The sequence below is a fragment of the Massilia sp. CT11-137 genome (assembly GCF_047302885.1).
GTDB lineage: Bacteria > Pseudomonadota > Gammaproteobacteria > Burkholderiales > Burkholderiaceae_D > Telluria > Telluria orientalis.
The window spans coordinates 1,597,878-1,621,754 of record NZ_JBKYMP010000001.1; the positions used below are offsets into that span (position 1 = coordinate 1,597,878).

General features: G+C 67.6%; 20 protein-coding genes. 10 read left to right on the forward strand and 10 right to left on the reverse strand.

The window, feature by feature from the left end; all coding sequences use genetic code 11:
• Positions 1-20 precede the first annotated feature (20 nt).
• The 3 genes from ACEN98_RS07050 to ACEN98_RS07060 all read left to right on the forward strand — a co-directional run bounded on the left by ACEN98_RS07050 (position 21) and on the right by ACEN98_RS07060 (position 5,229).
• Entirely contained in the window at positions 21-1,475 is a 1,455-nt protein-coding gene (locus ACEN98_RS07050; RefSeq protein ID WP_413382968.1) for an efflux transporter outer membrane subunit, read from the forward strand.
• 168 nt (positions 1,476-1,643) lie between these two features.
• A complete protein-coding gene (locus ACEN98_RS07055) occupies positions 1,644-3,356 on the forward strand; it encodes a dipeptidyl-peptidase 3 family protein (protein WP_413382970.1) in 1,713 nt (570 codons plus the stop codon).
• A gap of 232 nt (positions 3,357-3,588) precedes the next feature.
• Positions 3,589-5,229, forward strand: a complete 1,641-nt coding sequence (locus ACEN98_RS07060) for a methyl-accepting chemotaxis protein (RefSeq protein WP_413382972.1) — start codon at positions 3,589-3,591, stop codon at positions 5,227-5,229.
• Here ACEN98_RS07060 and ACEN98_RS07065 read toward each other — a convergent pair whose 3' ends face one another.
• Both ACEN98_RS07065 and ACEN98_RS07070 read right to left on the reverse strand, forming a co-directional pair.
• Positions 5,230-6,252 (reverse strand): NADP-dependent oxidoreductase, encoded by a 1,023-nt coding sequence (locus ACEN98_RS07065; protein ID WP_413385959.1) that lies wholly within the window; start codon positions 6,250-6,252, stop codon positions 5,230-5,232. It abuts the gene before it with no gap.
• A complete protein-coding gene (locus tag ACEN98_RS07070) occupies positions 6,248-7,513 on the reverse strand; it encodes an MFS transporter (RefSeq protein ID WP_413382974.1) in 1,266 nt (421 codons plus the stop codon). Before ACEN98_RS07070 ends, ACEN98_RS07065 begins: the two co-directional genes overlap by 5 nt.
• A gap of 78 nt (positions 7,514-7,591) precedes the next feature.
• Between ACEN98_RS07070 and ACEN98_RS07075 the strand changes: the two genes are divergently transcribed.
• From ACEN98_RS07075 to ACEN98_RS07090, 4 genes are all read left to right on the forward strand, one after another.
• Entirely contained in the window at positions 7,592-8,551 is a 960-nt protein-coding gene (locus ACEN98_RS07075; protein ID WP_413382976.1) for an AraC family transcriptional regulator, read from the forward strand.
• A 106-nt stretch (positions 8,552-8,657) separates the two neighbouring features.
• Positions 8,658-9,347, forward strand: a complete 690-nt coding sequence (locus ACEN98_RS07080) for a hypothetical protein (protein WP_413382978.1) — start codon at positions 8,658-8,660, stop codon at positions 9,345-9,347.
• Positions 9,348-9,563: 216 nt separating this feature from the next.
• On the forward strand, positions 9,564-10,595 hold the full coding sequence (locus ACEN98_RS07085) for a BON domain-containing protein (RefSeq protein ID WP_413382980.1): 1,032 nt from the start codon (positions 9,564-9,566) through the stop codon (positions 10,593-10,595).
• Positions 10,596-10,726: 131 nt separating this feature from the next.
• Positions 10,727-11,563, forward strand: a complete 837-nt coding sequence (locus tag ACEN98_RS07090; RefSeq protein ID WP_413343510.1) for an HDOD domain-containing protein — start codon at positions 10,727-10,729, stop codon at positions 11,561-11,563.
• Positions 11,564-11,569: 6 nt separating this feature from the next.
• On the opposite strand, the gene ACEN98_RS07095 is transcribed toward ACEN98_RS07090, so the two are convergent.
• The 5 genes from ACEN98_RS07095 to ACEN98_RS07115 form a co-directional block, all read right to left on the reverse strand.
• Complete coding sequence (locus tag ACEN98_RS07095; RefSeq protein WP_371769137.1) at positions 11,570-12,376, reverse strand: helix-turn-helix domain-containing protein; 807 nt, start codon at positions 12,374-12,376, stop codon at positions 11,570-11,572.
• A 48-nt stretch (positions 12,377-12,424) separates the two neighbouring features.
• Complete coding sequence (locus ACEN98_RS07100) at positions 12,425-13,147, reverse strand: DUF4198 domain-containing protein (protein ID WP_413382982.1); 723 nt, start codon at positions 13,145-13,147, stop codon at positions 12,425-12,427.
• Between the two features lie 32 nt (positions 13,148-13,179).
• Positions 13,180-14,322: a DUF4331 family protein gene (locus tag ACEN98_RS07105; protein WP_413382984.1), complete on the reverse strand. Its 1,143-nt coding sequence runs from the start codon at positions 14,320-14,322 to the stop codon at positions 13,180-13,182.
• Positions 14,319-15,113, reverse strand: a complete 795-nt coding sequence (locus tag ACEN98_RS07110; RefSeq protein ID WP_413382986.1) for an isocitrate lyase/PEP mutase family protein — start codon at positions 15,111-15,113, stop codon at positions 14,319-14,321. The genes ACEN98_RS07105 and ACEN98_RS07110 overlap by 4 nt, the downstream gene beginning before the upstream one ends.
• A 92-nt stretch (positions 15,114-15,205) precedes the next feature.
• The gene (locus ACEN98_RS07115; protein WP_413382988.1) at positions 15,206-16,114 is read right to left on the reverse strand and encodes a LysR family transcriptional regulator; all 909 of its coding nucleotides are present in this window, start codon (positions 16,112-16,114) and stop codon (positions 15,206-15,208) included.
• Positions 16,115-16,219: 105 nt separating this feature from the next.
• On the opposite strand from ACEN98_RS07115, the gene ACEN98_RS07120 reads away from it, so the two are divergent.
• The gene (locus ACEN98_RS07120; RefSeq protein ID WP_413382990.1) at positions 16,220-16,774 is read left to right on the forward strand and encodes a cysteine hydrolase family protein; all 555 of its coding nucleotides are present in this window, start codon (positions 16,220-16,222) and stop codon (positions 16,772-16,774) included.
• 73 nt (positions 16,775-16,847) lie between these two features.
• The gene (locus tag ACEN98_RS07125) at positions 16,848-17,795 is read left to right on the forward strand and encodes a choice-of-anchor A family protein (RefSeq protein WP_413382992.1); all 948 of its coding nucleotides are present in this window, start codon (positions 16,848-16,850) and stop codon (positions 17,793-17,795) included.
• 131 nt (positions 17,796-17,926) lie between these two features.
• On the opposite strand, the gene ACEN98_RS07130 is transcribed toward ACEN98_RS07125, so the two are convergent.
• Together ACEN98_RS07130 and ACEN98_RS07135 are read right to left on the reverse strand one after the other, a co-directional pair.
• Positions 17,927-19,096 carry an MFS transporter gene (locus tag ACEN98_RS07130; protein ID WP_413339646.1) on the reverse strand — a complete coding sequence of 390 codons (1,170 nt, stop codon included), beginning with the start codon at positions 19,094-19,096 and terminating at the stop codon, positions 17,927-17,929.
• Between the two features lie 103 nt (positions 19,097-19,199).
• Positions 19,200-19,814: an IMPACT family protein gene (locus tag ACEN98_RS07135; protein WP_413382994.1), complete on the reverse strand. Its 615-nt coding sequence runs from the start codon at positions 19,812-19,814 to the stop codon at positions 19,200-19,202.
• Between the two features lie 128 nt (positions 19,815-19,942).
• On the opposite strand from ACEN98_RS07135, the gene ACEN98_RS07140 reads away from it, so the two are divergent.
• Positions 19,943-21,784, forward strand: a complete 1,842-nt coding sequence (locus tag ACEN98_RS07140; protein ID WP_413382996.1) for a glycoside hydrolase family 13 protein — start codon at positions 19,943-19,945, stop codon at positions 21,782-21,784.
• 7 nt (positions 21,785-21,791) lie between these two features.
• Here ACEN98_RS07140 and ACEN98_RS07145 read toward each other — a convergent pair whose 3' ends face one another.
• Complete coding sequence (locus tag ACEN98_RS07145; protein ID WP_413382998.1) at positions 21,792-23,864, reverse strand: putative bifunctional diguanylate cyclase/phosphodiesterase; 2,073 nt, start codon at positions 23,862-23,864, stop codon at positions 21,792-21,794.
• Between the last annotated feature and the right edge of the window lie 13 nt (positions 23,865-23,877).

Consider the following 23,877-nt stretch of genomic DNA (forward strand, 5'->3'; position numbering starts at 1 on the left):
ACCCAATAAATGGATAAAGTATGAAAACTGTTTATATCAAATCTGCCGTCGCGCTGGCCGTGGCTGTGCTGCTGTCCGCCTGCGGCACCGTCGGCAAGGATTTCGTCGCGCCGAAGAGCATCGATACGCCGGCCTTCCGCCACGCCGCGGCCGAACCTTCGGACCGGGCGGCACGCCTGCCGGCCGCATGGTGGACCGTGTTCGGCGACAAGGAGCTGGACCAGCTGGAACAACGCGCCCTGCGCGACAACCCGAACGTGCGCGCCGCCGCGCAGCGCCTCGTGCAGGCGCAGGCGCAGCTGGGCGTGACGCGCGCCAGCCAGTTGCCGACCGTCGGCGTCTCCGCCGGCGTATCGAACTCGCGCACGTCGGCCGAAACGCCGATGGGCGTGACGTTCGGCGGCCGTTCGATCAAGGGCAACGAATTCAGCGTCGGCGCCAATTTCTCGTACGAGCTGGATCTGTGGGGCCGCGTGCGCCGCGCCGTGGAAGCGGCCGACGCCCAGGCGCTCGCCGCGCAGGACGACCGCGACGGCGTCATGCTGATGCTGTCCGGCCAGGTCGCGACGACGTACTGGCAGCTGCGCGGCCTCGATGCCGATATCGCCATCCTGAACGATGCGCTGGCCACGCGCCGCGAATCGCAGCAGCTGATCGAGGCGCGCTTCAACGCGGGCCTGTCCAATGAACTGGACGTCTCGCGCACCCGCATCGAGCGCGCCAACGCCGAGGCGGACATCCAGGAAGCCCAGCGCCAGCGCAACACGCTGGAACACGCGCTGGCCGTGCTGGTCGGTGCGTCGCCGAGCGAGCCTGTCGTGGCCCCGGCCGCGGGCACCGCGCTGCCGCAACCGCCCGCGATCCCGGTCGGCCTGCCGGCGAGCCTGCTGGGCCAGCGTCCGGACCTCGCCGCGAGCGTCGCCACCCTGAAGGCGTTCAATGCGCAGGTGGGCGTGGCGGAAGGCGCGTACTATCCGAGCCTGTCGCTGACGGGGAATTTCGGCTATGCGTCCGAGACGCTGAGCAACCTGGCCAAGGGTAGCGCGCGCCAGTTCTCGTTCGGACCGCTCGCGCTGTCGCTGCCGGTGTTCGAGGGCGGCCGTATCGAGGCCAACGTGAAGCTGGCCAGGGCGCGCTACGACGAAGCCGTCGCGAACCACGAAGGCCGCCTGCTGACGGCGCTGCGCGAAGTGGAAGATGCGCTGTCGGACGTGCAGCAGCGCCAGAAGCAGGGCGACGTGCAGGTGCAGGCGCAGCAGGCCGCCGCGCGCGCGGTGCAGGTGGCGCAGGCGCGCTTCGACCGCGGCGTGTCGACGTATCTCGACGTTACCGACGCGCAGCGTTCCGCGCTGGCCGCCGACCGCGCGGCTGCGCAGATCCGGACGCAGCGGCTGCTGGCCGCGGTGTCCGTCGCGCGGGCGCTGGGTGGCGGATGGACGCAGGCCGCGCCCGAAGCGACCGTGGCGTCGCGCTGATGACATTGGGTCCCTGCCTTCGCAGGGACGACGAGTTCATACGTTGCGTGTGAGCCGTCGCCCCTGCGCAGGCGGGATAGTGCCCCCGGCACTATCCCGCCAAGTTTTCATGCATCACCCCTGAAGAGGATTACAATCCCCCGATTGTCAACCTCACAAGGGACCCCAATGAAGCATCTCCTCGCCCCCCTGGCGCTGGCCGCAGCGACCCTGTGCGCCACCGTCCACGCCGCCCCCGCCACCGCGCCGCAACTGCAGACGATGGCCAAGCGCTTCGCCCCCGTCGACCTGACGGCCGACACGGCAAAACTGTCCACCGGCGACCGCGTCGCCATCGCCAGATTGATCGAAGCGGCGAAGATCGTCGACACGCTGCAGCTGCGCCAGCGCTGGTCCGGCAACGAGGCGCTGTGGGCCGCGCTGCAGAAGGACACGACGCCGCTGGGCAAGGCCCGCCGCGACTACTTCTGGCTGAACAAGGGCCCGTGGTCGATCATCGACGGCAACGCATCCTTCATGCCCGCGGAATGCGCCGGCATCAGGATCCCCGCCGAGAAGCCGGCCGGCGCGAACTTTTATCCGGAAGGCGCGAGCAAGCAGGAACTCGAGGCGTGGATGAACGGCCTGCCGGCCGCCGACAAGGAACAGGCCCAGTGGTTCTTCACCGTGATCCGCAAGGACAAGGCAGGCAAATTCACCATCGTGAAGTACTCGGACGAGTACCGTAGCGAGCTGCAAAAACTGTCGAAACTGCTGAAGGAAGCCGCGAACGCCACCGACAACGCGTCGCTGAAAAAATTCCTGAACCTGCGCGCCGACGCCTTCCTGTCGAACGACTACCTCGCCTCCGATTTCGCGTGGATGGACCTGGATTCCCCGGTCGACGTCACCATCGGCCCGTACGAGACGTACAACGACGAACTGTTCGGCTACAAGGCCGCGTTCGAAGCGTACGTGAACGTGCGCGACCAGAAGGAGACGGAGAAGCTGAACTTTTTCGGCAAGCACATGCAGGAGCTGGAAAACAACCTGCCGCTCGATGCCAAATACCGCAATCCGAAGGTCGGGGCGATCGCGCCGATGGTCGTGGTGAACCAGGTCTACGGCGCCGGCGACGGCAACATGGGCGTGCAGACGGCCGCCTACAACCTGCCGAACGACGAGCGCATCATCCGCCAGCGCGGCTCCAAGCGCGTGATGCTGAAGAACGTCCAGGAAGCCAAGTTCGAGGCGACCCTGACGCCGATCTCGAAGCTCGTGCTGCGTCCGGCCGACCAGGAGGACCTCGATTTCGACTCGTTCTTCACGCACATCCTCGCGCACGAGATCATGCACGGCCTGGGCCCGCACGCGACGACGCAGAACGGCCAGCCATCCACGCCGCGCCAGGACCTGAAGGATGCCTACTCGACCATCGAGGAAGCGAAGGCCGACGTCACCGGCCTGTGGGCGCTCACCTATATGATGGACAAGGGCCAGCTGAAGGCGTCGCTGGGGCAGGGCACGGCTGCCGAGCGCAAGCTGTACAACACCTACCTCGCATCGGCATTCCGCACGCTGCACTTCGGCCTGACGGATTCGCACGCGCGCGGCATGGCCATCCAGATGAACTATCTGCTCGACAAGGGCGGCTTCGTGTCGCACGGCGACGGCACGTTCTCCGTCGACTTCGCGAAGATCAAGGGCGCGGTGGCGGACCTCGACCGCGAGTTCCTGACGATCGAAGCGACGGGGGATTACGCCCGCGCGCAGGATCTCATGAAGCGCTATGTCGTCATCCGTCCGGACGTGCAGAAGGCGCTGGACAAGATGAAGGCCGTGCCGAACGATATCCGGCCGGCGTTCGTGACGGCGGCGAAGCTGGTGCCCGCGCACCGCTGATTACACCGTCATACCGTCATCCCCGCGCAAGCGGGGATCCATACTGAGCCGAACAGGATACTCAGTATGGCTTCCCGCTTTCGCGGGAACGACGTCGCTATTTTCGGCAATAAAACCCTGCCAAAGGGCAGGTATTAGACCTGCCCCAACATCAAATTTGGCATTTGTGTGCTATATTTGGAATCGTTTCCTTTTGGAAATATTTATTCCGATCCCACCACGCGAGCACACAATGACAACCACTGGACTCACGATCGGCAAACGACTGGCTTTCGGTTTCGGCAGCGTCCTCGCCCTCATGGCGGTGCTGGCCGGCCTCGCCATCCACCGCGTCGGCCAGATCGACGACATCCTCATCCGCATCAACGACGTCAACAGCGTCAAGCAACGCTATGCGATCAATTTCCGCGGCAGCGTGCACGACCGCTCGATCGCCATCCGCGACGTCGTGCTGGCTTCCACGGCCCCGACGGCCCAGCGCCACGCCGACCTGATCAAGAAACTGGACGACGACTACCAGCGCTCGGCCGCGCCGCTCGACCGGCTGTTCGCGGCGCGCAGCGACATCCTGCCGGAAGAAAAGCAGGCGCTGGCCGCCATCAAGGACGTCGAGCGCCGCACGCAGCCGCTGATCGCGCAACTCATCGCCCTGCGCCAGGCCGACAACACGGCCGAAGCGACGGCATTGCTGGACAAGCAGGCCGGCCCCGCCTTCGTCGACTGGCTCGCCAGCGTCAACCGCCTCATCGACCTGGAGGAAAAGCTGAACAACGACGCGGCCGCGCAGGCGCGCGCGCTGTCGCACAGTTTCTTTGCCTGGATGCTCGCGATACTCGCCGTCGCCGCCGCTGCCGGCACGGCCGCGGCCTGGTTCATCAGCCACGGCCTGCTGCGCCAGCTGGGCGGCCAGCCGGACTACGCCGTCGAGATCGCGGGCGCCATCGCGGCCGGCGACCTGTCCGTACCGATCGAGACCCGTGCCGAGGACCGTTCCAGCCTGCTGTACGCGATGAAAGGCATGCGCGACAGCCTCGTGAACATCGTCAGCCAGGTGCGCGCGGGCACGCTCACGATCGCCAATGCGTCGACGGAAATCGCGGCCGGCAACCAGGACCTGTCCGAGCGCAGCGAGCGCCAGGCCGGCACGCTGGAAGAGACGGCGTCGTCGATGGAAGAATTGACGGGCACCGTGCGCCAGAACGCGGACAACGCACGCCAGGCGAACACCCTCGCCGAGTCGGCATCGGGCGTGGCCCAGCGCGGCGGCGCCGTCGTGGCGCAGGTCGTGCAGACGATGGCGTCGATCAACGAGTCGTCGAAGCAGATCGCCGAGATCATCGGCGTCATCGACGGCATCGCGTTCCAGACGAATATCCTCGCGCTGAACGCGGCCGTCGAGGCGGCCCGTGCGGGCGAGCAGGGGCGGGGCTTCGCCGTGGTCGCGGGCGAGGTGCGCAGCCTGGCGCAACGTTCGGCCGCGGCCGCGAAGGAAATCAAGACGCTGATCAGCGATTCCGTCGCCAAGGTCGACGACGGCGCCAAGCTCGTCGACGAGGCGGGCAGCACGATGGAAGAAATCGTCACGAGCGTCAAGCGCGTGACGGACATCATGGCCGAGATCAGCCATGCGAGCCAGGAGCAGAGCGCCGGCATCGAACAGGTCAACCGCGCCATCGGCCAGATGGACGAAGCGACGCAGCAGAACGCGGCGCTCGTCGAACAGGCCGGCGCCGCGGCGTCCGCGTTGCAGGACGAAGCCGCGAACCTCGCGCGCCTCGTCAGCATTTTCAAGCTGGATGCGCAGGCGGCGCGGCCGTCCGCGAGCCTGGCCGTCGTGCCGGCCGCGCGCCAGGGGCGTATCGCCGCCGCGTGATCAAACCCGCACGACGAGCTTGCCGAAGTTCCGCCCCTGCAGCAGGCCAATGAACGCTGCGGGGGCGTTTTCCAGCCCGTCGACGACGTCTTCCTTCACCTTGATCCTGCCGGCCGCCAGCCAGCCGGCCATGTCGTCGCGGAAGGCGTCGAAGCGCGTCCCGTAGTGATCCAGGATGATGAAGCCCTGCATGCGGATGCGTTTCGACAGCAGGGTCGCCATCCACGTGGCGAGACGGTCCGGGCCTTCGGCAGCGCCGCCGTTGTAGTGCGAAATGAAGCCGCACACGGGCACGCGCGCGTTCACGTTCAACAGCGGCCGCACGGCATCGAACACGGCGCCGCCCACGTTCTCGAAATACACGTCGATCCCGTCCGGGCAGGCCGCCGCCAGCAGTTCGGCGAAGCGCGGATCGCGATGGTCCACGCACGCATCGAAACCCAGTTCTTCCACCGCGTACCGGCATTTGTCCGGACCACCGGCGATGCCGACGACGCGCGCACCCTTGATCTTCGCGATCTGGCCCACCACCGCGCCGACCGCACCGGTGGCCGCCGCGACGACCACGGTCTCGCCGGGCTGCGGCATGCCGATGTCGAGCAGCCCGACGTACGCCGTGAAGCCGGGCATGCCGAGCGTGCCCAGCGCCAGCGACGGGCGCGCCAGGTCGTCCACGGGCATCAGGCCGCTGCCGTCGGACAGCGCATACTCTTGCCAGCCCGCGGCGCCGACGACGAGGTCGCCGGCCTTGTAGTCCGGATGGCGCGATTCGACGACGCGGCTGACCGTGCCGCCGACCATCGTCGCGCCCAGCGGCACCGGATCGGCATAGCCAGGGCCGACTTGCTCCATCAGGTTGCGCATGTACGGGTCGAGCGACAGCCATTCGGTACGCAGCAGCACCTGGCCGTCCCGCGGCACCGGAACGGGTGTGTCTTCGAGACGGAAATTCGTCGGAGTCGGAACGCCTTGCGGATGGGCGGCAAGGACGATACGGCGATTCGTCATGGTGGTCTCCTTAATTGGATGCGGGGCGCGGGCCGTAGCGCACGACGAGCAGTGCGCCGAGCGTGAGCGCGACGGTGGAGAAAATCGGACCGCCCGGCGCGCCGATCCGGTCGACGAGGATGCCGCCGCCGACGGCGCCGCTGGCGATGGCAATCTGGAATGCGGCGACGAGCAGCCCGCCCGCGCCCTCGGCCTGGTCCGGCGCGGCGCGCACGATCCACGTCTGGAAGCCTATCGGGAAGGCGCCGAACGCGAAGCCCCATGCCGCGATCGCCGCGATGGTCACGGGGACCGACGTGCCCGCGACCCACAGCGTGGCGGCCAGCAGCGCGATCAGGGCGGCGCCGGCCACGATGGCGAGGCGCTCGCTGCGCTCGGCCAGGAAGCCGCCGGCGATATTGCCGAAGAAGCCCGCGATACCGTACGCGAGCAGGGTCGCGGAAATCGCACTGACCGACAGGTGCGTGACCTGTTCCATGAACGGGCGGATGTAGGTGAAGCCGGCAAAGTGCCCGGAAATCACGAGCAGCACGGCGAGCAGCGCGACGCGCACGTTGGTCCGGCCCAGCAGTTCGAACAGGACTTTGACGTTCGGGTTGTCCTTCGGCGGCAGCGCGGGGATGGTGACGCATTGCGCGGCCAGGGTGAAGACGCTGACGACGCCGGCCGCCACGAAGGCGCTGCGCCAGCCCCACAGGTCGCCCATGTACGCGCCGACCGGCGCCGCGCACACGGTGGCGACGGAGACGCCGGTGAGGATGAGCGACATGGCCCGTGCAAACAGGTGCTCCGGGACAAGGCGCATCGCGAGCGCGGCGGCCATCGACCAGAAGCCGCCGAGGCCGATGCCCAGCAACGCCCGCGCCGCGATCAGCACCGGCAGGCTGTGCGCCGTCGCGGCGAGCGCGTTGGACAGCACCAGCAGCGACGTCAGCGCGAGGATCACCCGCTTGCGGTCGAGGTTCCGCGTGAGGACGGGGATGGTCAGCGCGGCCGCGGCGCCCACCGCCGCGGTGGCGGTGACGGCCTGGCCGGCGGCGCCGTCGGACACGCCGAGGTCGGCGGCCATCGCCGTCAGCAGGCTGGCCGGCAGGAACTCGGCCGTCACGAGACCGAACACGCCCAGCGTCAGGCTGGCGATGCCGCCCCAGTTCGCGTCTTTCGCCTGGGCCGCGACGCGCGGTGGCGCGACATGCGCGTCCGCGACATGCGCGTCTGCGACATGCGCGTCTGCGACATGCGCCTCCGCGACGTCGATGCAGGTGGATTCATTCATCGGATACCTCGGGATATTGTGGAAATGGCAGTGTAGGGCTAAGATTCTGGACTTTCCATGCCATTCAATCCGAATCTCATGACCATTCGTCCAAACAGGGATCCGAAGACCGGCCAGGACGCCCTGACCGAAATCCTCCTCGGCCTGCGCCTCGACGGCGTCGAATACGGCCGCTGCGTGATGCGCGAGCCGTGGGCCGTCGCGTTCCCCGCCAAGCGGGAGGCGAGCTTTCACTTCGTCGCGCAAGGCAGCTGCTGGATGCACACGGCCACGAAGGGTTGGCTGCAGCTGAATCCGGGCGACGCCGTGCTGCTGCCGCACGGTACGGCGCACGTCATGGCCAGCAGCCCGGACCTGCCGGCGGTGGAGATCGACTCGCTGGCGCGCAAGGCCGTGTCGGAAAACCTGTATCTCGTGAGCGGCGCGGGTGCGCAGGATGCGGCGGCGGAGCAGGTCCTGTTCTGCGGCGCGATGCGGTTCAATCTCGACCCGCTGCACCCGCTGCTGGCGATGATGCCCGAGGCGATGCGCGCCGCCGACCTGGGCCAGCGCGACCCGGCCGTGCACGCGATGCTGGAAGCGATGGAACGCGAAGTCGCGCTCGACCGCATCGGCGCCTGCGGCATCCTCGCGCGGCTGGCGGACGTGCTGGCCGCGAGCATCATCCGCGCGTGGGTCGAATGCGCGTGCAGCGATGCGAGCGGGTGGATCGCGGCCGTGCGCTGTCCGCAGATCGGACGCGTGCTGGCGGCGATCCACCGCCAGCCGGAGCGCGACTGGTCGGTGAGCGAACTGGCCGGCGTGATGGGCGCCTCGCGGTCCAGCTTCATCGACAAGTTTTCCAGCGCCGTCGGCGAAACGCCGGCCAAGTACGTGGCCAAGGTCAAGATGTTCCAGGCGCGGCACTGGATCGCGCGCGACGGCATGCGCGTGGCGACCGTCGCGAACCGGCTCGGCTACGACTCCGAGGCGTCGTTCAGCCGCGCTTTCAAACGCGTCATCGGGCATCCGCCCAGCGAGGCGCGCGTGGCCGGATAGGCAAGATTACGCTTTTAAACAGGCGCAAAAATATTGCTGAAAAAGGGGCTTCAACCGGATTTAAAATTGCCGTTAGGCATTTTAAATATCCAACGGGAAGTCCTCCATGTCCAAAGCCGTCCTCGCCGCAGCGCTGCTGTGCGCAACCCTTCCCGCCGCCGCCGCCGACCTCACGCCGCTGGAGCAGCGCTGGCTCGGCGCCGCGCTTCCCGTCCTCGCGTACTCGCGCAGCCTGAACCTGCCCATCGATGTCGTCGTCCAGCCGCAGGCGGGCCCGAACGACGTCCCGATGGCGATGGGCTTCGCGGGCGGGCGCTGCAAGCTCGTGCTGTCGCTGCGCGGCAATCCGGATGCCGAGCGCCAGCTCGACGGCGTGCCGGCGGCCGGGCAGGGCGAATTGATCGAGGCGATGGCGGCCCACGAGATCGGCCATTGCTGGCGCTATGCGCAGGGCGCGTGGCATGCGCTGCCGGCCGGTTTCGTCGAGGTGAACGAAGAGACGGCGGACGATCCGTCGCTGCTGGCGGCATCGAAGGCGATGCGCGAAACCCGCCGCGAGGAAGGCTATGCCGACCTGGTGGCGCTGGCCTGGACGCACGCCCGTCACCCCGGCGACTATGGCCGCATCTACGCGTGGCTGGAAAAGCTCAGGCACGACCAGCCGGTCGCGCGCAACGGCCACGATACCCGCGCGTGGGTGCGCCTCGCGCGCGACGGCGCGCGCTTCGGCAGTGCCGGCAAGCCGTTCGAGGACGCGGCGCCGTTGTGGCGCGAGGGGCTGCTGAGCGACGACTAAGCCCCAACTCGTCATTCCCGCGCAGGCGGGAATCCAAGTCCTTAAGCTACGGCCGCAAAACTTGGCGGGATAGCGCCGGTGGGGCTATCCCGCCTCCGCGGGGGCGACGTTGACTGCATTTATGGTTTGTCCGACAAGTGTACGGTGCCGCACAGAGGTCCCTGGCGTGCGGGCGTTAAATCTGGCTGTCACAACAAACAACACAGGGACAAGACCATGAAAACGCTGATTGCGACCTTGCTCGCGACGGCTGCAGGCGCGAGCTTCGCCGCGGCACCGACTGCGGCACTCAACCACGACCCGGCGACCTACCGCAATCTCACCCAGAAAGCGGAGTCGGAATACCGGGCGGCGACAGCGAAATGCGACGCCCGGAGCGGCAGCGACAAGGACATCTGCATGGCCGAAGCCCGGCTGGCGCGCACCCGCACCGAAGCCGATGCACTGTCCAGGTACAACAACACGGCAGCCGGCCGCGCCCGCACGCGCACCAACGTCGCCGACGCCGAGTACGACCTGGCCAAGGCGAAGTGCGACGCGAAGAGCGGCGCCGACAAGGACAGCTGCATGGATAACGCGACATCCGTGCACACGGCCGCGCTGGCCGACGCCAAGGCCGACCGCGCAGGCACGACGAGCAGCGGCGCCAGCGGCGGCGGCAGCCAGGCTTCCGGCGGCGGCCTCGTGACCAGCACCGACACGCGCGACCCGGCCAAGGCGGCCGCCGTCGACAAGTGTGCGCAGATGGGCGCCGATGCGAAGACGGGCTGCCTCGTCGAAACGAAACCGTCGGCCGTGCGCGACACCGCCGCGGATGCCGCATCAAAGACGCGCGACACTGCCGCGACCGCGGGCGACAAAGTGAAGGCCGCGGCCGCGACAGTTGCTGAAAAGACGAAGGAAGTCGCGCACTCGGCCGTCGAGAAGACGAAGGAGGCCGGTTCGACCGTTGCCCAGAAGACCGACAACGCAATGGACCGTGCCGGCGACCAGACGGCCGACAAGACCCGCAATGCCGCCGGCAAGACCCGCGTGGCCGCCTCCGATACCGCCATCACCACCAAGGTGAAGGCCGGCCTCGTCAAGGAACCGAACCTCGATTCGCTCGGCATCCATGTCGAGACGGAAAAGGGCGTCGTGATGCTCAGCGGCTTCGTGAATTCGAAGGAACAGGCCGACAAGGCCGTGAAAGTCGCGAAGGGCGTCGACGGCGTAGCCAGCGTCAAGAGCGCCATCAAGGTCAAATAAGCCATACCACTTTCTGCCCCTCTGCGGCCCGCCGAAGTTGGCGGGCCGTTTTTTTTGCTGATCTACCACAAGTTGTCACGAAGCGGCCGGAAACGCATTTACGTTGGATACGGCACGGTATAATCGCGGCCGTGAACAGACTCGAAGCTTTTGGAACCATCGCCGCCCAGGCGGCGCGCGGTGAGATTTCCTTCCCGACCAGCGTGAACGCGGTGCTGCGCCTGCAGCACGCGCTCAACGATCCCGATTGCCACCTGGAGGACGCGATCCGCCTCGTGCTGGGCGAGCCGCAGCTGGCGGCGCGCACGGTGGCGCTGGCCAATTCCTCGACGTTCAACACGAGCGGGCGTCCCGTCACCAACGTGCGCTCGGCCGTGACGCGGGTCGGCTACCGCAACCTGCAGATGCTCGTCGCCAGCCTCGTCGTGCGCCAGTTCGGCGCCCGCATCGAGGATCCGGACCTGCGCGCCAAGGCCGAGCAGCTGTGGGAACACACGGTGCAGGTGGCCGCGCTGGCCCACGTGTTCGCGCACCACGTCACCTTCGTCAATCCGGACACGGCGATGTTCGCCGGCATCGTCCACGAGGTCGGCGGCTTTTACCTGCTGTCGCGCGCCGACGGCTTCCCGGGCCTGCTGGACGACGATCCGGAAAAATGGGCCGAGCTGTGCGAGGACGTCGTCACGCGCGAAGTGGCGCGCAAGCTGGCGCTGCCCGATCCGGTCGCCGAGGCGATCTTCGAGCTGCGCGGCGCCTGGCTGCACATGCCGCCCGCTTCGCTGCTCGACACGCTGCTGCTGGCGAACATGTACGCCAGCGTGCCGTCGCCGCTCGGCACGGCGCGCGCGCCCTTGCCCGAACACAGCGAGAGCGCGCTCGACTACCTGCTGGACGAGGAGACCCTCCAGCGCATGATCGAGGAAGCGTCGGAGATCGCCGCGTCGATGGGCGGCGCGCTGCTCGTCTGACGGACGTCAGCCGCCGAGCTGGCGGCAGAACTGCGCCGTCGCCTCGTCCATCGGAAAGCACGATTCGATGTGCAGCCCGTCGATGGTGACGTCGCGCGGCGTGCCGAACGTCGTGATCGTCGAAAAGAAGCTCAGCGTCACGCCGCGGTGACGGAATTCGGTCGTCAGCAGCGGCGCCGGCGGCGTATCGAGGTCGCGCAGCCGCCAGCGCGACGGCACGTTCGGATACGCGAGGATCTCGTCCAGCAGCGCCCGCGCCTTCGTATCCGTCGGCGACCCCGCGACCAGTGCGTGCAGGTGGCCGATCAGCGTGCCGCCCACGTCGTCCCAGTTCGCCAGCGCGCCCCGCAGGTCGTCCGGATCGAACACGGCGCGCAGCATGTTCGCGTGCCTGCTCGCCCGCCCGTCGAGCACGAAACCGTTCACGCGCTGCGCCGCCTGGTTCGTCGCGAGGATGTCCCAGTGCCGGTTCATGAGGAACGCGGGATACGGTTCCTGCTGGCGCAGGATGAAATCGATCGCCTGGTTGATGCGGCCCATGGCCGGCGTGTCGAGCCCCGTCTCGGGATAGCTCGGCGCATAACCGCCCGCGCGCAGCAGCGCGTTACGTTCGCGCAGCGGCATGTCCAGCACGTCGGCCAGGCGCATCAGCAGCGTCCTGCTGGGCTGCGCCTTGCCCGTTTCGATGCAGCTGAGGTGGCGGGCGGAGATGTTCGCGTCCAGCGACAGGTCGAGCTGGCTCAGGCGCCGCGCCGCGCGCCATTCGCGCAGGAGCAGGCCGACGGGGACGGGGGCGAGGTCGAGAGGCGTCATCCGCCGATGATAACCCGGCCGCGCGGCGCCGGGCCATGACGTCCGAGGTCATGGGTCGATCCCGAAGGACAGGCTCGAAAAGATCGTGTCGTAGTCGATGCCTTCGTCACCGTCCAGCGGCGTGGTCCACACGACGTTCAGCAGCCAGTGGCCCGGCGGCGGACGATGCAGCCGCACGAGGCCTTCGCCATCCGTGACCTGCGCGGCGACGGGCTGCGCGTCGTGGTCGAGGTCCGTCAGTTTTACTAGTGCGCGCCGCAACGGACAGCCTTTGAACATGACTTGCGCCGTCAGCATGCCGCCGTCCGACGGCGATGTCATCAACACGATTTCCAGCGGCAGGCCGAGGCGCTTCGTGGCCAGGTCCTGGCTGCCTTCGCCGGGCGCGCCGGCCTGCACGAGCGCCTTCGCCACGCGCCGGTAACGTTCGAAGACATCGCGTCCGCGCGCGGCCGCCGCGGGCCACAAACCCTCTTCCCGCACGTAGGCGTCGAACCGGTCGGCCGGCAGATGGCTCAGCGCGTCCGCGTCCGTTTCCAGTACCAGCAGATGCAGGCCCGGCTCCGCGGGCGCGAGCCTGCCGTCGTTGCGCAGGTCGATGACCTCGCCGGCCGGCGTCCATGCGGCGAAGCGCTGGATGCGGCGCGACGGGATCATCGACGTGCGGCGCGCGTCGCCGTGGCCCACCTGCATGCTCAAGGCGGTGCTGGCGCCCACCGACACGACGAAGCTGTCCGGATTGACCCAGAAGTCGTGGGCGCGGGCGTTCATGCACAGGCACAGGATGAGGAATAAGCACACCCTCATAGGAACGGGAACACCGTGTCCGAGTGCGCCTGGTCGTCCGCGCGCACGCCGTCCGTGACGGCATCGTTCATGCCGCCGGCGAGTAGCGAGCGGTACACGTTCACTGCGTCGTAATGGAGTGTCCGGCCGCCGCAGTCATGCAGTCCGAGTTCCACGCCGAACAGCTGCGTGCACGCGGCGACCGCGCTGTCGACCCACAGCCGGTCGTCGGCCAGCAACCGGGCCAGCGGCAGGTAGCGCTGCCCGGGCGGCGCGGCGGCGTCGATCATGAGCTGGTTGCCGCAGCGGCCGTCGTAGCCGTCGTACAGCGCGAGCGACTTCGCGATGACGGGCACGAATTCGGCCGCCGTCTCCGGTGTCGCCGCGTTGTAGCGGAGCTTGTAGGCGTCGGCGTCCTCGTCGCTGCCCAGGTGCGCGAGCAGGCCGTTGCCCGTCAGCGGCCGGCCCATGCGGTCGATGCGGACGTCGTCGACGAGCGTATCGGCCCACACGGCCAGCACGGGGCCGCCACGGTTGACGAGGCCGAGGTCGACCTCGAGCACGATCGCCATCGGCGTCCAGCCCGCGAGGAAGTTGCGCGCCGGGCCGCCGTCCGTGTGGCGCCACTGGTCGAGGATCGCCGCCGTCTGCGCCGGCGTGTACGCGGGACAGCCCGCCGCATCGCGCGGCACGCGAGGGAGCGTCGCCGCGGCCAGGTCGAACGCGGCGCGCGAACCCTTCACGTTGTTGAAGAACGGGTCGTCGCGCAGGCCCGCGAACAGCCGGCTGCGGCCGCTCGCGCTCGCGAGTCCCGCCAGCCGGCCCGGGTCGCCCTGGATGGTTTCGTCGCGGCCGATCAGGCAGTCCGCCTGCGTCTTCGACGCGAAGTGGCACACGATGTCGGTGCGCGCCGTCGTGTCGGGAAAGCGCGGGCCGCTGTCGATGTGGAACGCATATTCCGCATTCCTGTCGAGCGCGTGGCCGACGATGGTCATCACGAGATTCAGCCGGCGGCCGTCGGCCGAGGTCCACGCGTAGATGTCGCCGATGTCCACGCGCGGGTCCGCGATGACCTTCGGCGAATCCAGGTGGTCGGATGCCGACGTGAATGCGGAGGACAGCATGAGCGCCGCCGCGAGCGCGAGCCGGGCCGGCATCATGCGGCGACGCCGCGCGCGGCGTCTTCCAGTGCGCGCATCGCCTGCAGGTACGGACCGGGGCCGTGGCTCAGGCGCGCGACGCCGAGGGCGCGCAACGTGGCCAGGGGCGGCGTGCCGGCGGCGGCCATCAGGTTGACGGGCAGGGGCGATGCCTGCACGAGCCGTTCGATCAGCGCCGCATCGACGAGGCCCGGCACGAACAGGCCATCCGCGCCGTGCGCGGCGTACACGCGGGCGCGCGCCAGGGTGGCGTCGAGCAGCGCGTCGTCGTGCTCAAAGGGTGCCGTGAGCAGGAAGCCGTCCGTACGGGCGTTGATGAAGAGCGGGACGTCGAGCCTGTCGGCGGCGTTGCGTGCCGCTTGCAGGCGCAGGGCCTGTTCGCCGGGATCGCGCAGGCCGCCGGCGGCGATGCCGTCTTCGAGGTTGCAGCCGACGGCGCCGGCGCGGATCGCTTGCGCGACGGTGTCGGCGACCTCGGTCGGCGTGGCGCCGTAGCCGCGTTCCAGGTCGACGGTCACGGGCAAGGCGACGGCGCGGGCGATGCGTGCGATGTTGGCAATGGCCAGGTCACGGGGCACGTGTTCGCCGTCCTCGTAACCGTTGGCGGCGGCGACGGCCCAGCTGGCGGTGGCGATGGCCTGGGCGCCGGCGGCGGCGATGGCCTTGGCGCTGCCGGCATCCCAGCAGTTGAAGAGGACGAGCGGCGCGCCCGGCGTGTGCAATGCGCGCAGTGCGTGGGCTTTGCGGACCTGGGCTTTGAGGACCTGGGCCTTGAGGATCTGGTCGGACATGGTGGTCTCCTGCGTTGTTGGAGACCACAGTGTGGCGATCGAACGCGGCGCGCTCAATCACGTGCGAGGTCATGCCGGCATGACCTCCGAGGTCATGGACAATGCAGGATGCCCGCCTGGTACGCGCGCGTGGCCGCCAGCAGCCGGCGGTCGCGCAGCACGTCCAGCACGGCTTTCACACGCGCGTTGCGCATGGCCTCGCGCGCTCCCGCCAGGGCGAACTGGCGGCGTGCGGGGATCGGCAGCGGCAGCACGCGCACCTCGTCCGGCTCGGGATACGTCGCGAGGCGCGGCAGGATCGACCAGCCCATGCCGCGCGCCACCATCGCCGCGATGCTCGTGTCGTTGCCCAGCGTGCGCTCGGCCGTGGCGACCAGGCCGGCCGCGCGGCAGCGCGCGAGGATCGCATCCGCGCCCGAGCAGCCGAGGCGGATGAACGGCAGGCCGTCCAGCTGGCCCCACGTCACGGGCAGCGTGAATGCGCGCGCGGCCGGGACGACGAGCACGTAGTCGTCGGCCACGTACGGGTGGACGACGAAGCCGTCTTCCACGGGCAGCTGGGCGATGCCGACGTCCGCGCGGCCCGCACGTAGCGCGGCGACGACTTCCAGGCGGTCGTTGCAAGAATCGTCGATGTCGAGCACGAGTCGCGGATGGCGGGCCGCCAGCGCTTCGGCGACATATGGCAGCAGGTGCGTGCCGATGCTGCGGAAGCACGCGATGCGCACCCGGCCTTCGATGGCGCCGTCGTCACGCACGCTGGCGCGCAGGGCGTCTTCGAGCCGCAGCATCGCCCGGGCCTTGTCCAGCACGCGCAGGCCGGCTTCGGTGGGCAGCGAGCCGTCACGCGCACGCGCCAGCAGGCGCGTATCCAGTTCGCGTTCCAGCTCCGCGATCGCATGGCTGATGCGCGACTGCGTGCACCCGAGTTCCGCCGCAGCCGCGCTGAAGCTGCCGTGGTCCGCCACCGCGACGAGCATGTGAAGTTGGCTGAGCTTCATGGGCCATCGAAATCTGTCATGGATGAACCGGCAATTATCCGGCATTTCGGTAGCGTCATGGAGACGTGGCGGCGACCATGTGGTTTTTCATGAAAGGACACACCCATGCACACCTTCGCCAATGCCGCCCTGGTCATCATCGACGTCCAGCAGGGCTTCCTCGACCCGCGCTGGGGTCAACGCAACAACCGGGAGGCCGAGCGCAACATCGCCGCGCTGCTGGCCGCGTGGCGCAAAGGGGGACGGCCGCTGTTCCACGTCCAGCATGGTTCGCGCAGCGAACAGGGCGCGTTCCATCCGGGCACGCCGGGCCACGCGTTCAAGCCGGAAGCGCGGCCGCTGCCGGGCGAGATCGTCATTCCGAAGGATGTGAACAGCGCCTTCATCGGCACGGACCTGGAAGCGCGGTTGCGCGCGGGCGGTATCGAGACGGTCGTGCTGTGCGGCCTGACGACGGACCACTGCGTGTCGACGACGGCGCGCATGGCCGGCAATCTCGGTTTTCAAACGTTCCTCGTCGAGGATGCCTGCGCGACGCACGAGCGCACGGGGCCGGATGGCACGTGGTTCAGCGCGGAGCAGATGCATGCGACGGCGGTGGCGAGCCTGCATGGCGAATTTGCCACGGTGACGAGCACGGCGGCCATGCTGCGGGAATAAGAGGAAAAATTCTAGCGAAACTGCCGGAAACGATGATACTGTAGAGAATCATACATTTCTATTGAGAAATATCATGCGCATTGCCCCGTTTGCCCTCGCCATCGCCGTCCTCGGTTCCGGTTCCGCCCACGCGACCGTGCTGAATTTGATGGCGCCGGTCGGCGGCGCGAACCTGTATGCGATCCACGACTTCACGGCGCCGTCCAGCGACGTCGAAGGCGCGGTCGTGGCCGGGGGCAATGTGACGGTGTCCAGCTATTCGATCAACCATAACGGCAAGAACGCATTCGGCAAGGACGGCTATGCGCTGGTCGCGGGCGGGAACCTGTCGTTGACGGGTGGTTCGATCGAGAACGGCAAGGCGTATGTGGGCGGCACGAGTGCGCTGACGTGGGCCGCGACGCCGCAGATGGCGACGAGCAATCCGGTCGACTTCAAGGCGGCGGCCGGCTATTACACGGGCGTGGCCGATGCGCTGTCCGACCTCGACGCAACGGGCGCGGTGACACGTCTATGGAGCGGCGTGCAGGTGACGGGCAGCGGGAAGGGCGGCGTCGACATTTTCAACGTGTCGTCCGACCTGTTCGCGAATTCCAGCAGCTGGACCCTCGACAAGCTGGTACCCGGCGAGACGCTCGTCTTCAACGTGAGCGGCAGCGCGGGCACCTTCAACAACGGCGGCATCAGCTTCGAGCCGCTCGCCGGCTACAACGTGCTGTTCAACTTCTACGAAGCGCAGACGATCGACGTGCGCGGCGTGATAGGCAGCGTGCTGGCGCCGTATGCGACGCAGACGGCGAACTGGGGCGTCATCAATGGGAACGTGATCGTCGATACCTGGTCGTCCACCGTGCAGGTCAATTCGAATCATTACTTCAATCCGGTCGATATCGCCGGATTGAAGTTCGACCAGGGCGGCGATGCGGCGTCGGCCCATGTGCCGGAGCCGGGCAGTATCGCGCTGGTCCTGGCAGGATTACTCGCTGCAGGCGCGACGAGAAGGAAACGCCGGCAGGACTGAGATCGTTTGATCCGTCGTTCCCGCGCAGGCGGGAACCCAAGTTTTACGCGTATCGACATGCGTGCAAAATTGGATCCCCGCCTGCGCGGGGATGACGTGCCTATTTTGCAGGTACGTGTTCATGTCGTCGGTCAGGCCGGCACCGCCACCGCGCCCCGCCGGCCATGCGCGCGCATCGCGAGCGCCAGCACGACGCCGGACAGCGCGAGGCTCGCCGCCACCCATTGCGGAGACGCATACGAATAGCCCAGCGTCAGCGGAATCCCGCCGAGGAACGCGCCCAGCGCATTGCCGATATTGAAGCCGGACTGGCCCAGCGACGAGCCCAGCATCTCCGCTTCGCGCGAGTGCTCGATCAGCAGCATCTGGATCGGCGGGCCCAGTGCCAGCGCGTTCGCGCCGACGGCAAACGCCAGCACCATCATCGCCGGCTGCGACGACGCCAGCAGCGCGTTCATGCACAGCAGCGCAACCATCGTGATCAGGAGGATGATGATCGCGGTCAGCGGCGGGACGCGGTCCGCCAGCTTGCCGCCCACGTTCACGCCGACCGTCATGCCGACGCCCACCGCCGTCATGATCAGCGGGATCGTATTCGCGTGGAAGTGCGTCACGTCCGTCAGCAGCGGGGCGATGTAGCTGAGCCAGGCGAAGAAGCCGCCCGTGCCGATCGACGTGATGCCCAGCGCGAGCCACAGGTTCGGCTTGCGGAAGATCTTCAGGTCCTGGCGCAGCCCTGCGCCCGGCGTCGCCTCGAAATACGGGATCAGCTTGTGCAGCATGATCATCGTCGCGAGGCCGATCACGGCCACGATCAGGAACACGAAGCGCCAGCTCATGTTGTGGCCGAGCCAGGTGCCGGCGGGCACGCCCAGCACGTTCGCGATGGTCAGGCCGGAGAACATGCTGGCGAGCGCGGCCGCTTCCTTGCCCTTGTCCGCGAGACGCGTGGCGACGACGGCGCCCACGCCGAAGAAGGCACCGTGGGGCAGGCCGGCCAGGAAGCGGAACAGCAGCATCGTGTGGAAGTTCGGCGCGAAGGCCGAGAGCGCGTTGAATGCCGTGAACATCAGCATGAACCAGATCAGCACGCTGCGCGGCGGGCGGTGCGACAGCATGCTGACGAGCGTCGGCGCGCCGACGACCACGCCGACCGCATACGCCGAAATCAGATAGCCCGCTTGGGGAATGGAAATGTCCAGGCCGGTCGCGATATCGGGCAGGATGCCCATCATGACGAATTCCGTCATGCCGATACCGAAACCGCCCAGGGCCAGGGGCGCCAGGCTTTTCTTGATCATGTGTGTAGTCTTTGCTGGAGGAAGCCGGACATTATGGCGGCTCGCTTCAGGCGAGTCCGCTTTCGAGTCGTGATGTCCGGTATAGCCTCACATGATAGCGGTATCAGGCCGAGTCTGCTTGCGGGTCGTCGTTTTCCGCGAGCCAATGAATGCGGCCATTGCCCGCCTCGCTCAACCGGGCAATGAGTGCGGCGGCCTTGTCGTCCGGCAGGTGGAAGGCGAATGAGACAACATCCGCATGCTGGACGGCGTCCAGCGTGGCGCCGGCGGTGTCCAGTTCGCGGCGAATGAGACCTTCGAGCGGGTAGGGCGCGTCGCAGCGCAGGTGGCGCTGGCGGATGATGGCGATTTTCTGCGCACCCAGCAGCGCCTGGGCGACGCTGTCCGTGTAGGCGCGCACGAGGCCGCCCGCGCCCAGCTTGATGCCGCCGAAATAGCGCACGACGGTCGCCAGTACGCCTTCCAGATCCTGGTGGCGCAGCACGTCCAGCATGGGACGGCCCGCCGTGCCGCTGGGCTCCCCATCGTCGACGGCGGCCGATTGCCCGCCCGCCAGCAGCGCCCAGCACACGTGCGCGGCGCCCGGATGCGCCGCCTTGAGCCCCGCGACGATCTTCTGCGCCCCGGCCCGGTCGGGCATCGGCTGGACGCAGGCGATGAAGCGGCTTTTCTTGATGATCAGTTCGTGGTGGACGGGGGTGAGGATGGTCTGCGGCATGGGGCCAACAGCTTACTGTATTTCCGCGCAGATCGCATGTGGAAGTAAAACTACATGTTGTCTATAGGGAGTGCCTTGAAGTCGCCGATTTGTGATGTTACTTTACTACAAATCAACTTGGAGACCTCATGAAGAAGCTTGTTCTTGCCATCTCGGCCTGGTTGCCCGCCCTGTGGGCCGGCGCCGCGCCCTACGCCATCCAGCATGTGGAACCGATGAACTGGTGGGTCGGTATGAAGTCGTCGGACTTGCAGGTGATGGTGCATGGCGAGAAAATCGCCGAGCTGGAGCCGGCGCTGGCTTACCCCGGCGTGCGCGTCGCCGGCGTCGAGCGCACGGACAATCCGAACTTCCTGTTCGTGAACCTGAAGATCGGGGCGACGACGAAGCCCGGCGAACTGGAACTGCAGTTCAAGCGCGGCAAGGACGTGGTGACGACCGTGCCGTACCGCCTGGAAGCGCGCCGCAAGGATTCGGCGCAGCGGCGCGGCTTTGATTCCGGCGACGCCGTCTACCTGATCGTGCCCGACCGCTTTGCGAACGGGAACCCGGCCAACGACGATGCGGGCATGCGCGAAAAGAGCGATCGGCGCAATCCGGACGGGCGCCATGGCGGCGACCTGGCGGGCATGCGGGCGCAGCTCGATTACATCCGCAAGCTCGGATTCACGATGGTCTGGCCCACGCCGCTGCTGGAAAACAACCAGCAGGCGTATTCGTACCACGGCTATGCGCTGACCGATTACTACAAGATCGATCCGCGCTTCGGCAGCAACGAGGACTACCGCAACTACGTGGCCGCGGCCAACGCGCGCGGCATCGGCGTGATCCAGGACATCGTCGTGAACCACATCGGCACGGGCCACTGGTGGATGCGGGACATGCCGTCGTCCGACTGGATCAACCACGGCAGGACGTTCGTCAAGACCAACAACCAGCACACGGTGGCGCAGGACATCCACGCGGCGCCGGAAGAGAAGGCGCGCTTCGTCGACGGCTGGTTCGATACGTCGATGCCGGACGTGAACCAGAAAAACAAGCTGGTGGCCCGCTACCTGATCCAGAACACGCTGTGGTGGATCGAGTACGCGAACCTGTCCGGCATCCGCGAAGACACGTATTCGTATGCCGATCCGGCCTTCCTGAACGACTGGAACCGCGCCGTGCACGCGGAATACCCGCACCTGAACGTCGTCGGCGAGGAGATGGACGACCGCCCGTACATGGTCGCGTACTGGCAGAAGGGCGTCGTCAACCGCGACGGCTTCCGTTCCGAACTGCCGTCCGTGATGGACTTTCCGCTCGTCGACACGGCCCCGAAAGCGCTGACGGCGCCGGAAGACAGCGGCCAGGGCCTCATCAGGATCTACGAGACCATCGCGGCCGACTACCTGTATGCGGACCCGCTGAAGCTGATGGTCTTTCCGGATAACCACGACCGTCCGCGCGTGCTGGCGCAGGTGGACGGCAATATCGACCTCGTGAAGACGGACCTGATCCTGATGGCGACGACGCGCGGCATTCCGCAGATGTTTTATGGGACCGAGATGCTGATCCAGGGGCCGAAGGAGCGCACCGACGGCGTCCTGCGCGCGGACATGCCGGGCGGCTGGGCGGGCGACCAGGTCGATGCGTTCGCGGGCACGGGCCTGACGGACGCCCAGCGCGGCATGCAGCACCTCGTGCGCACGCTGTTCAACTGGCGCAAGACCAGTTCCGCCGTCAAGACCGGCAAGCTGACGCACTACATCCCCGGCGATGGCCACTACGTCTACTTCCGCCACGACGGCAGGCAGACGGTGATGGTCGTGCTGAACAAGAATCCGCAGGACACGCAGCTGGACCTGTCGCGCTTCGCCGGCATGGTGAAGGATGCGCGCCAGGGCCGCAACGTGCTGACCGGCGCCGCCGTCGACCTGCACGCGCCGCTGGCGCTGCCGGCCATGACGTCCGTCGTCATCGAGTGGTGAGCGGGACTCAGTCGACGGCGCAGGCGCCCGCGCCCGAGCGCGCGAGCATCTGCCCGATCTGCGCGGCGGCGCACGGCCGGCCGTACAGGTAGCCCTGCGACTTGTCGCAGCCGTGCGCGCGCAGGAAATCGTGCTGTTCCTGCGTCTCGATGCCTTCGGCCACGATCTCCATCCTGAGACTCCGGGCCATCGCGATGATGGCGCGCGTGATGGCCGCGTCTTCCGGATCCTGCGGCAGGCCGCGCACGAAGCTGCGGTCCACCTTCAGCGCGCGCACGGGGAAGGTCTTCAGGTAGCTCATCGACGAATAGCCCGTGCCGAAGTCGTCGATCGCGAGCTGGATGCCGGCGTCCGTCAGCGCGTGCAGGCGGTCGACGATGTCGGTGGAGGCGTCCATCAGCATGCTCTCCGTCAGTTCCAGTTCGAGCCAGCACGGATCGACGTCGGCTTCGCGCAGGGTCGCCAGCACGGCCGCGACGAGGTTGTTTTCCTTGAGCTGGCGGCCCGACAGGTTGACGGCCACGCGCAGCGGATGGCCTTCCGCGTGCCACCGCTTCAGGTCGCGGCACGCTTCGCGCAGCACCCATTCGCCGATCGGCACGATGAGGCCCGTGTCCTCCGCGATGGGGATGAAGTCGTTGGGGCTGACCATGCCCAGTTGCGGATGGATCCAGCGGATCAGCGCTTCGACGCCGACGATGTCGCCCGTCTTGAGGTCGACCTGCGGCTGGTAGTGCAGCACGAACTCGTCGCGTTCCAGCGCGCGCCGCAGGTTGTTGTCCAGCTTGAAGCGTTTATGGGCATCGTCGCGCATGCTGGGCGTGAACATGCGCCACGCGTTCTTGCCGCCGTTCTTCGCGTAGTACATCGCGGTGTCGGCGTATTTCAGCAGCGCGTGCATGTCGGTCGCGTCGTCCGGATACACGCTGATGCCGATGGACGCGCCGATGTGGATGTCGTGGCCGTGGATGTGGATCGGGTCGGCCAGCTTGAGCAGGCATTTTTCCGCGATCAGCGACGCGACCCCGACCTGGCTCACGTTCTCGAGGATGATGCCGAATTCGTCGCCGCCGATGCGCGACAGCACGTCGCCGAAGCGCAGCGTCTCCGACAGCCGGCGCGACACGAGGCGCAGCAGCTCGTCGCCGATGTCGTGGCCGAGCGTGTCGTTGACGGTCTTGAAGTTGTCCAGGTCGATGAACATCAGGATCGTGCGCTCGTCGAACTTGCGGGCGCGCGCGAGGACCGATTCCAGCCGCTCGTTGAAGAAGTGCCGGTTGTTGAGCTGCGTGACGGGATCGTAGTGCGCCAGCCGGTCCAGCTTGACCTCGATGCGCTTGCGTTCGTTGATCTCCGCTTCCAGTTCCAGTTCGCGCTTCTGGATGCGGTCCAGCATGCCGTTGAACGTGCGCGCCAGCAGGCCGATGTCCGCCGCCTGCGACACCTCGGCGCGCAGCGAATAATCGCCCTGGCGCGAGATCTGCTCGCTCACCGCCGACAGCGCGCGGATCGGGGCCGTGAAATAGCGCTGCAGGCGCGACAGCGCATAGTACGAGAGGCTGAGCAGGGCCAGCGTCATCGGCAGCGCCAGCGCGAGGTACAGCGCGAGCTGGCGGTACACGCTCGTCACGCTGCTGCGCACGACCACGGTGCCCAGCAGGCGGCTGCCGACCTGGATGCGGCGCGTGACGCTGACGCCGCGGACATCCACCACCGTCTCGCGCGCACGCGGGTCGTGCGCGGCGGGCGGCGACTGCGGATCGCGCACGAAGTTGACGAACGCCTTGCCTTTCGCGTCATAGGCGACGGCCGATTGCACGTCCGGCGCGACGCGCAGCGCGGACAGGATGTCGCCGGCCGCCTCGGCGTCGGCGAAGGCCATGGCCGCCGTCAGGTTCTCGCCCACCATCGTCGCCTGCGACTGCGTCTGGCGCACCAGCGCGGCCGTGAAGAAGTACAGCTGGATGCCGATCAGGAACAGCGTCGACAGCAGCATCACGCCGCCGCTCGTGACGAGGTAGGTCCATTTGAGCTTGGTGCTCAGTGCCTGCCGGTTGATCCATTCGATGAGTTGTTCCATGCGGGCCGTCCGG

What these genes read in the sequence shown, in the direction of transcription:
- ACEN98_RS07050 (WP_413382968.1), top strand. Translation starts at nt 21, where the DNA reads ATGAAAACTGTTTATATCAAATCTGCCGTCGCGCTGGCCGTGGCTGTG.
- ACEN98_RS07055 (WP_413382970.1), top strand. Translation starts at nt 1,644, where the DNA reads ATGAAGCATCTCCTCGCCCCCCTGGCGCTGGCCGCAGCGACCCTGTGC.
- ACEN98_RS07060 (WP_413382972.1), top strand. Translation starts at nt 3,589, where the DNA reads ATGACAACCACTGGACTCACGATCGGCAAACGACTGGCTTTCGGTTTC.
- ACEN98_RS07070 (WP_413382974.1), bottom strand. Translation starts at nt 7,513, where the DNA reads ATGAATGAATCCACCTGCATCGACGTCGCGGAGGCGCATGTCGCAGAC.
- ACEN98_RS07075 (WP_413382976.1), top strand. Translation starts at nt 7,592, where the DNA reads ATGACCATTCGTCCAAACAGGGATCCGAAGACCGGCCAGGACGCCCTG.
- ACEN98_RS07080 (WP_413382978.1), top strand. Translation starts at nt 8,658, where the DNA reads ATGTCCAAAGCCGTCCTCGCCGCAGCGCTGCTGTGCGCAACCCTTCCC.
- ACEN98_RS07085 (WP_413382980.1), top strand. Translation starts at nt 9,564, where the DNA reads ATGAAAACGCTGATTGCGACCTTGCTCGCGACGGCTGCAGGCGCGAGC.
- ACEN98_RS07095 (WP_371769137.1), bottom strand. Translation starts at nt 12,376, where the DNA reads ATGACGCCTCTCGACCTCGCCCCCGTCCCCGTCGGCCTGCTCCTGCGC.
- ACEN98_RS07100 (WP_413382982.1), bottom strand. Translation starts at nt 13,147, where the DNA reads ATGAACGCCCGCGCCCACGACTTCTGGGTCAATCCGGACAGCTTCGTC.
- ACEN98_RS07105 (WP_413382984.1), bottom strand. Translation starts at nt 14,322, where the DNA reads ATGATGCCGGCCCGGCTCGCGCTCGCGGCGGCGCTCATGCTGTCCTCC.
- ACEN98_RS07110 (WP_413382986.1), bottom strand. Translation starts at nt 15,113, where the DNA reads ATGTCCGACCAGATCCTCAAGGCCCAGGTCCTCAAAGCCCAGGTCCGC.
- ACEN98_RS07115 (WP_413382988.1), bottom strand. Translation starts at nt 16,114, where the DNA reads ATGAAGCTCAGCCAACTTCACATGCTCGTCGCGGTGGCGGACCACGGC.
- ACEN98_RS07120 (WP_413382990.1), top strand. Translation starts at nt 16,220, where the DNA reads ATGCACACCTTCGCCAATGCCGCCCTGGTCATCATCGACGTCCAGCAG.
- ACEN98_RS07125 (WP_413382992.1), top strand. Translation starts at nt 16,848, where the DNA reads ATGCGCATTGCCCCGTTTGCCCTCGCCATCGCCGTCCTCGGTTCCGGT.
- ACEN98_RS07130 (WP_413339646.1), bottom strand. Translation starts at nt 19,096, where the DNA reads ATGATCAAGAAAAGCCTGGCGCCCCTGGCCCTGGGCGGTTTCGGTATC.
- ACEN98_RS07135 (WP_413382994.1), bottom strand. Translation starts at nt 19,814, where the DNA reads ATGCCGCAGACCATCCTCACCCCCGTCCACCACGAACTGATCATCAAG.
- ACEN98_RS07140 (WP_413382996.1), top strand. Translation starts at nt 19,943, where the DNA reads ATGAAGAAGCTTGTTCTTGCCATCTCGGCCTGGTTGCCCGCCCTGTGG.
- ACEN98_RS07145 (WP_413382998.1), bottom strand. Translation starts at nt 23,864, where the DNA reads ATGGAACAACTCATCGAATGGATCAACCGGCAGGCACTGAGCACCAAG.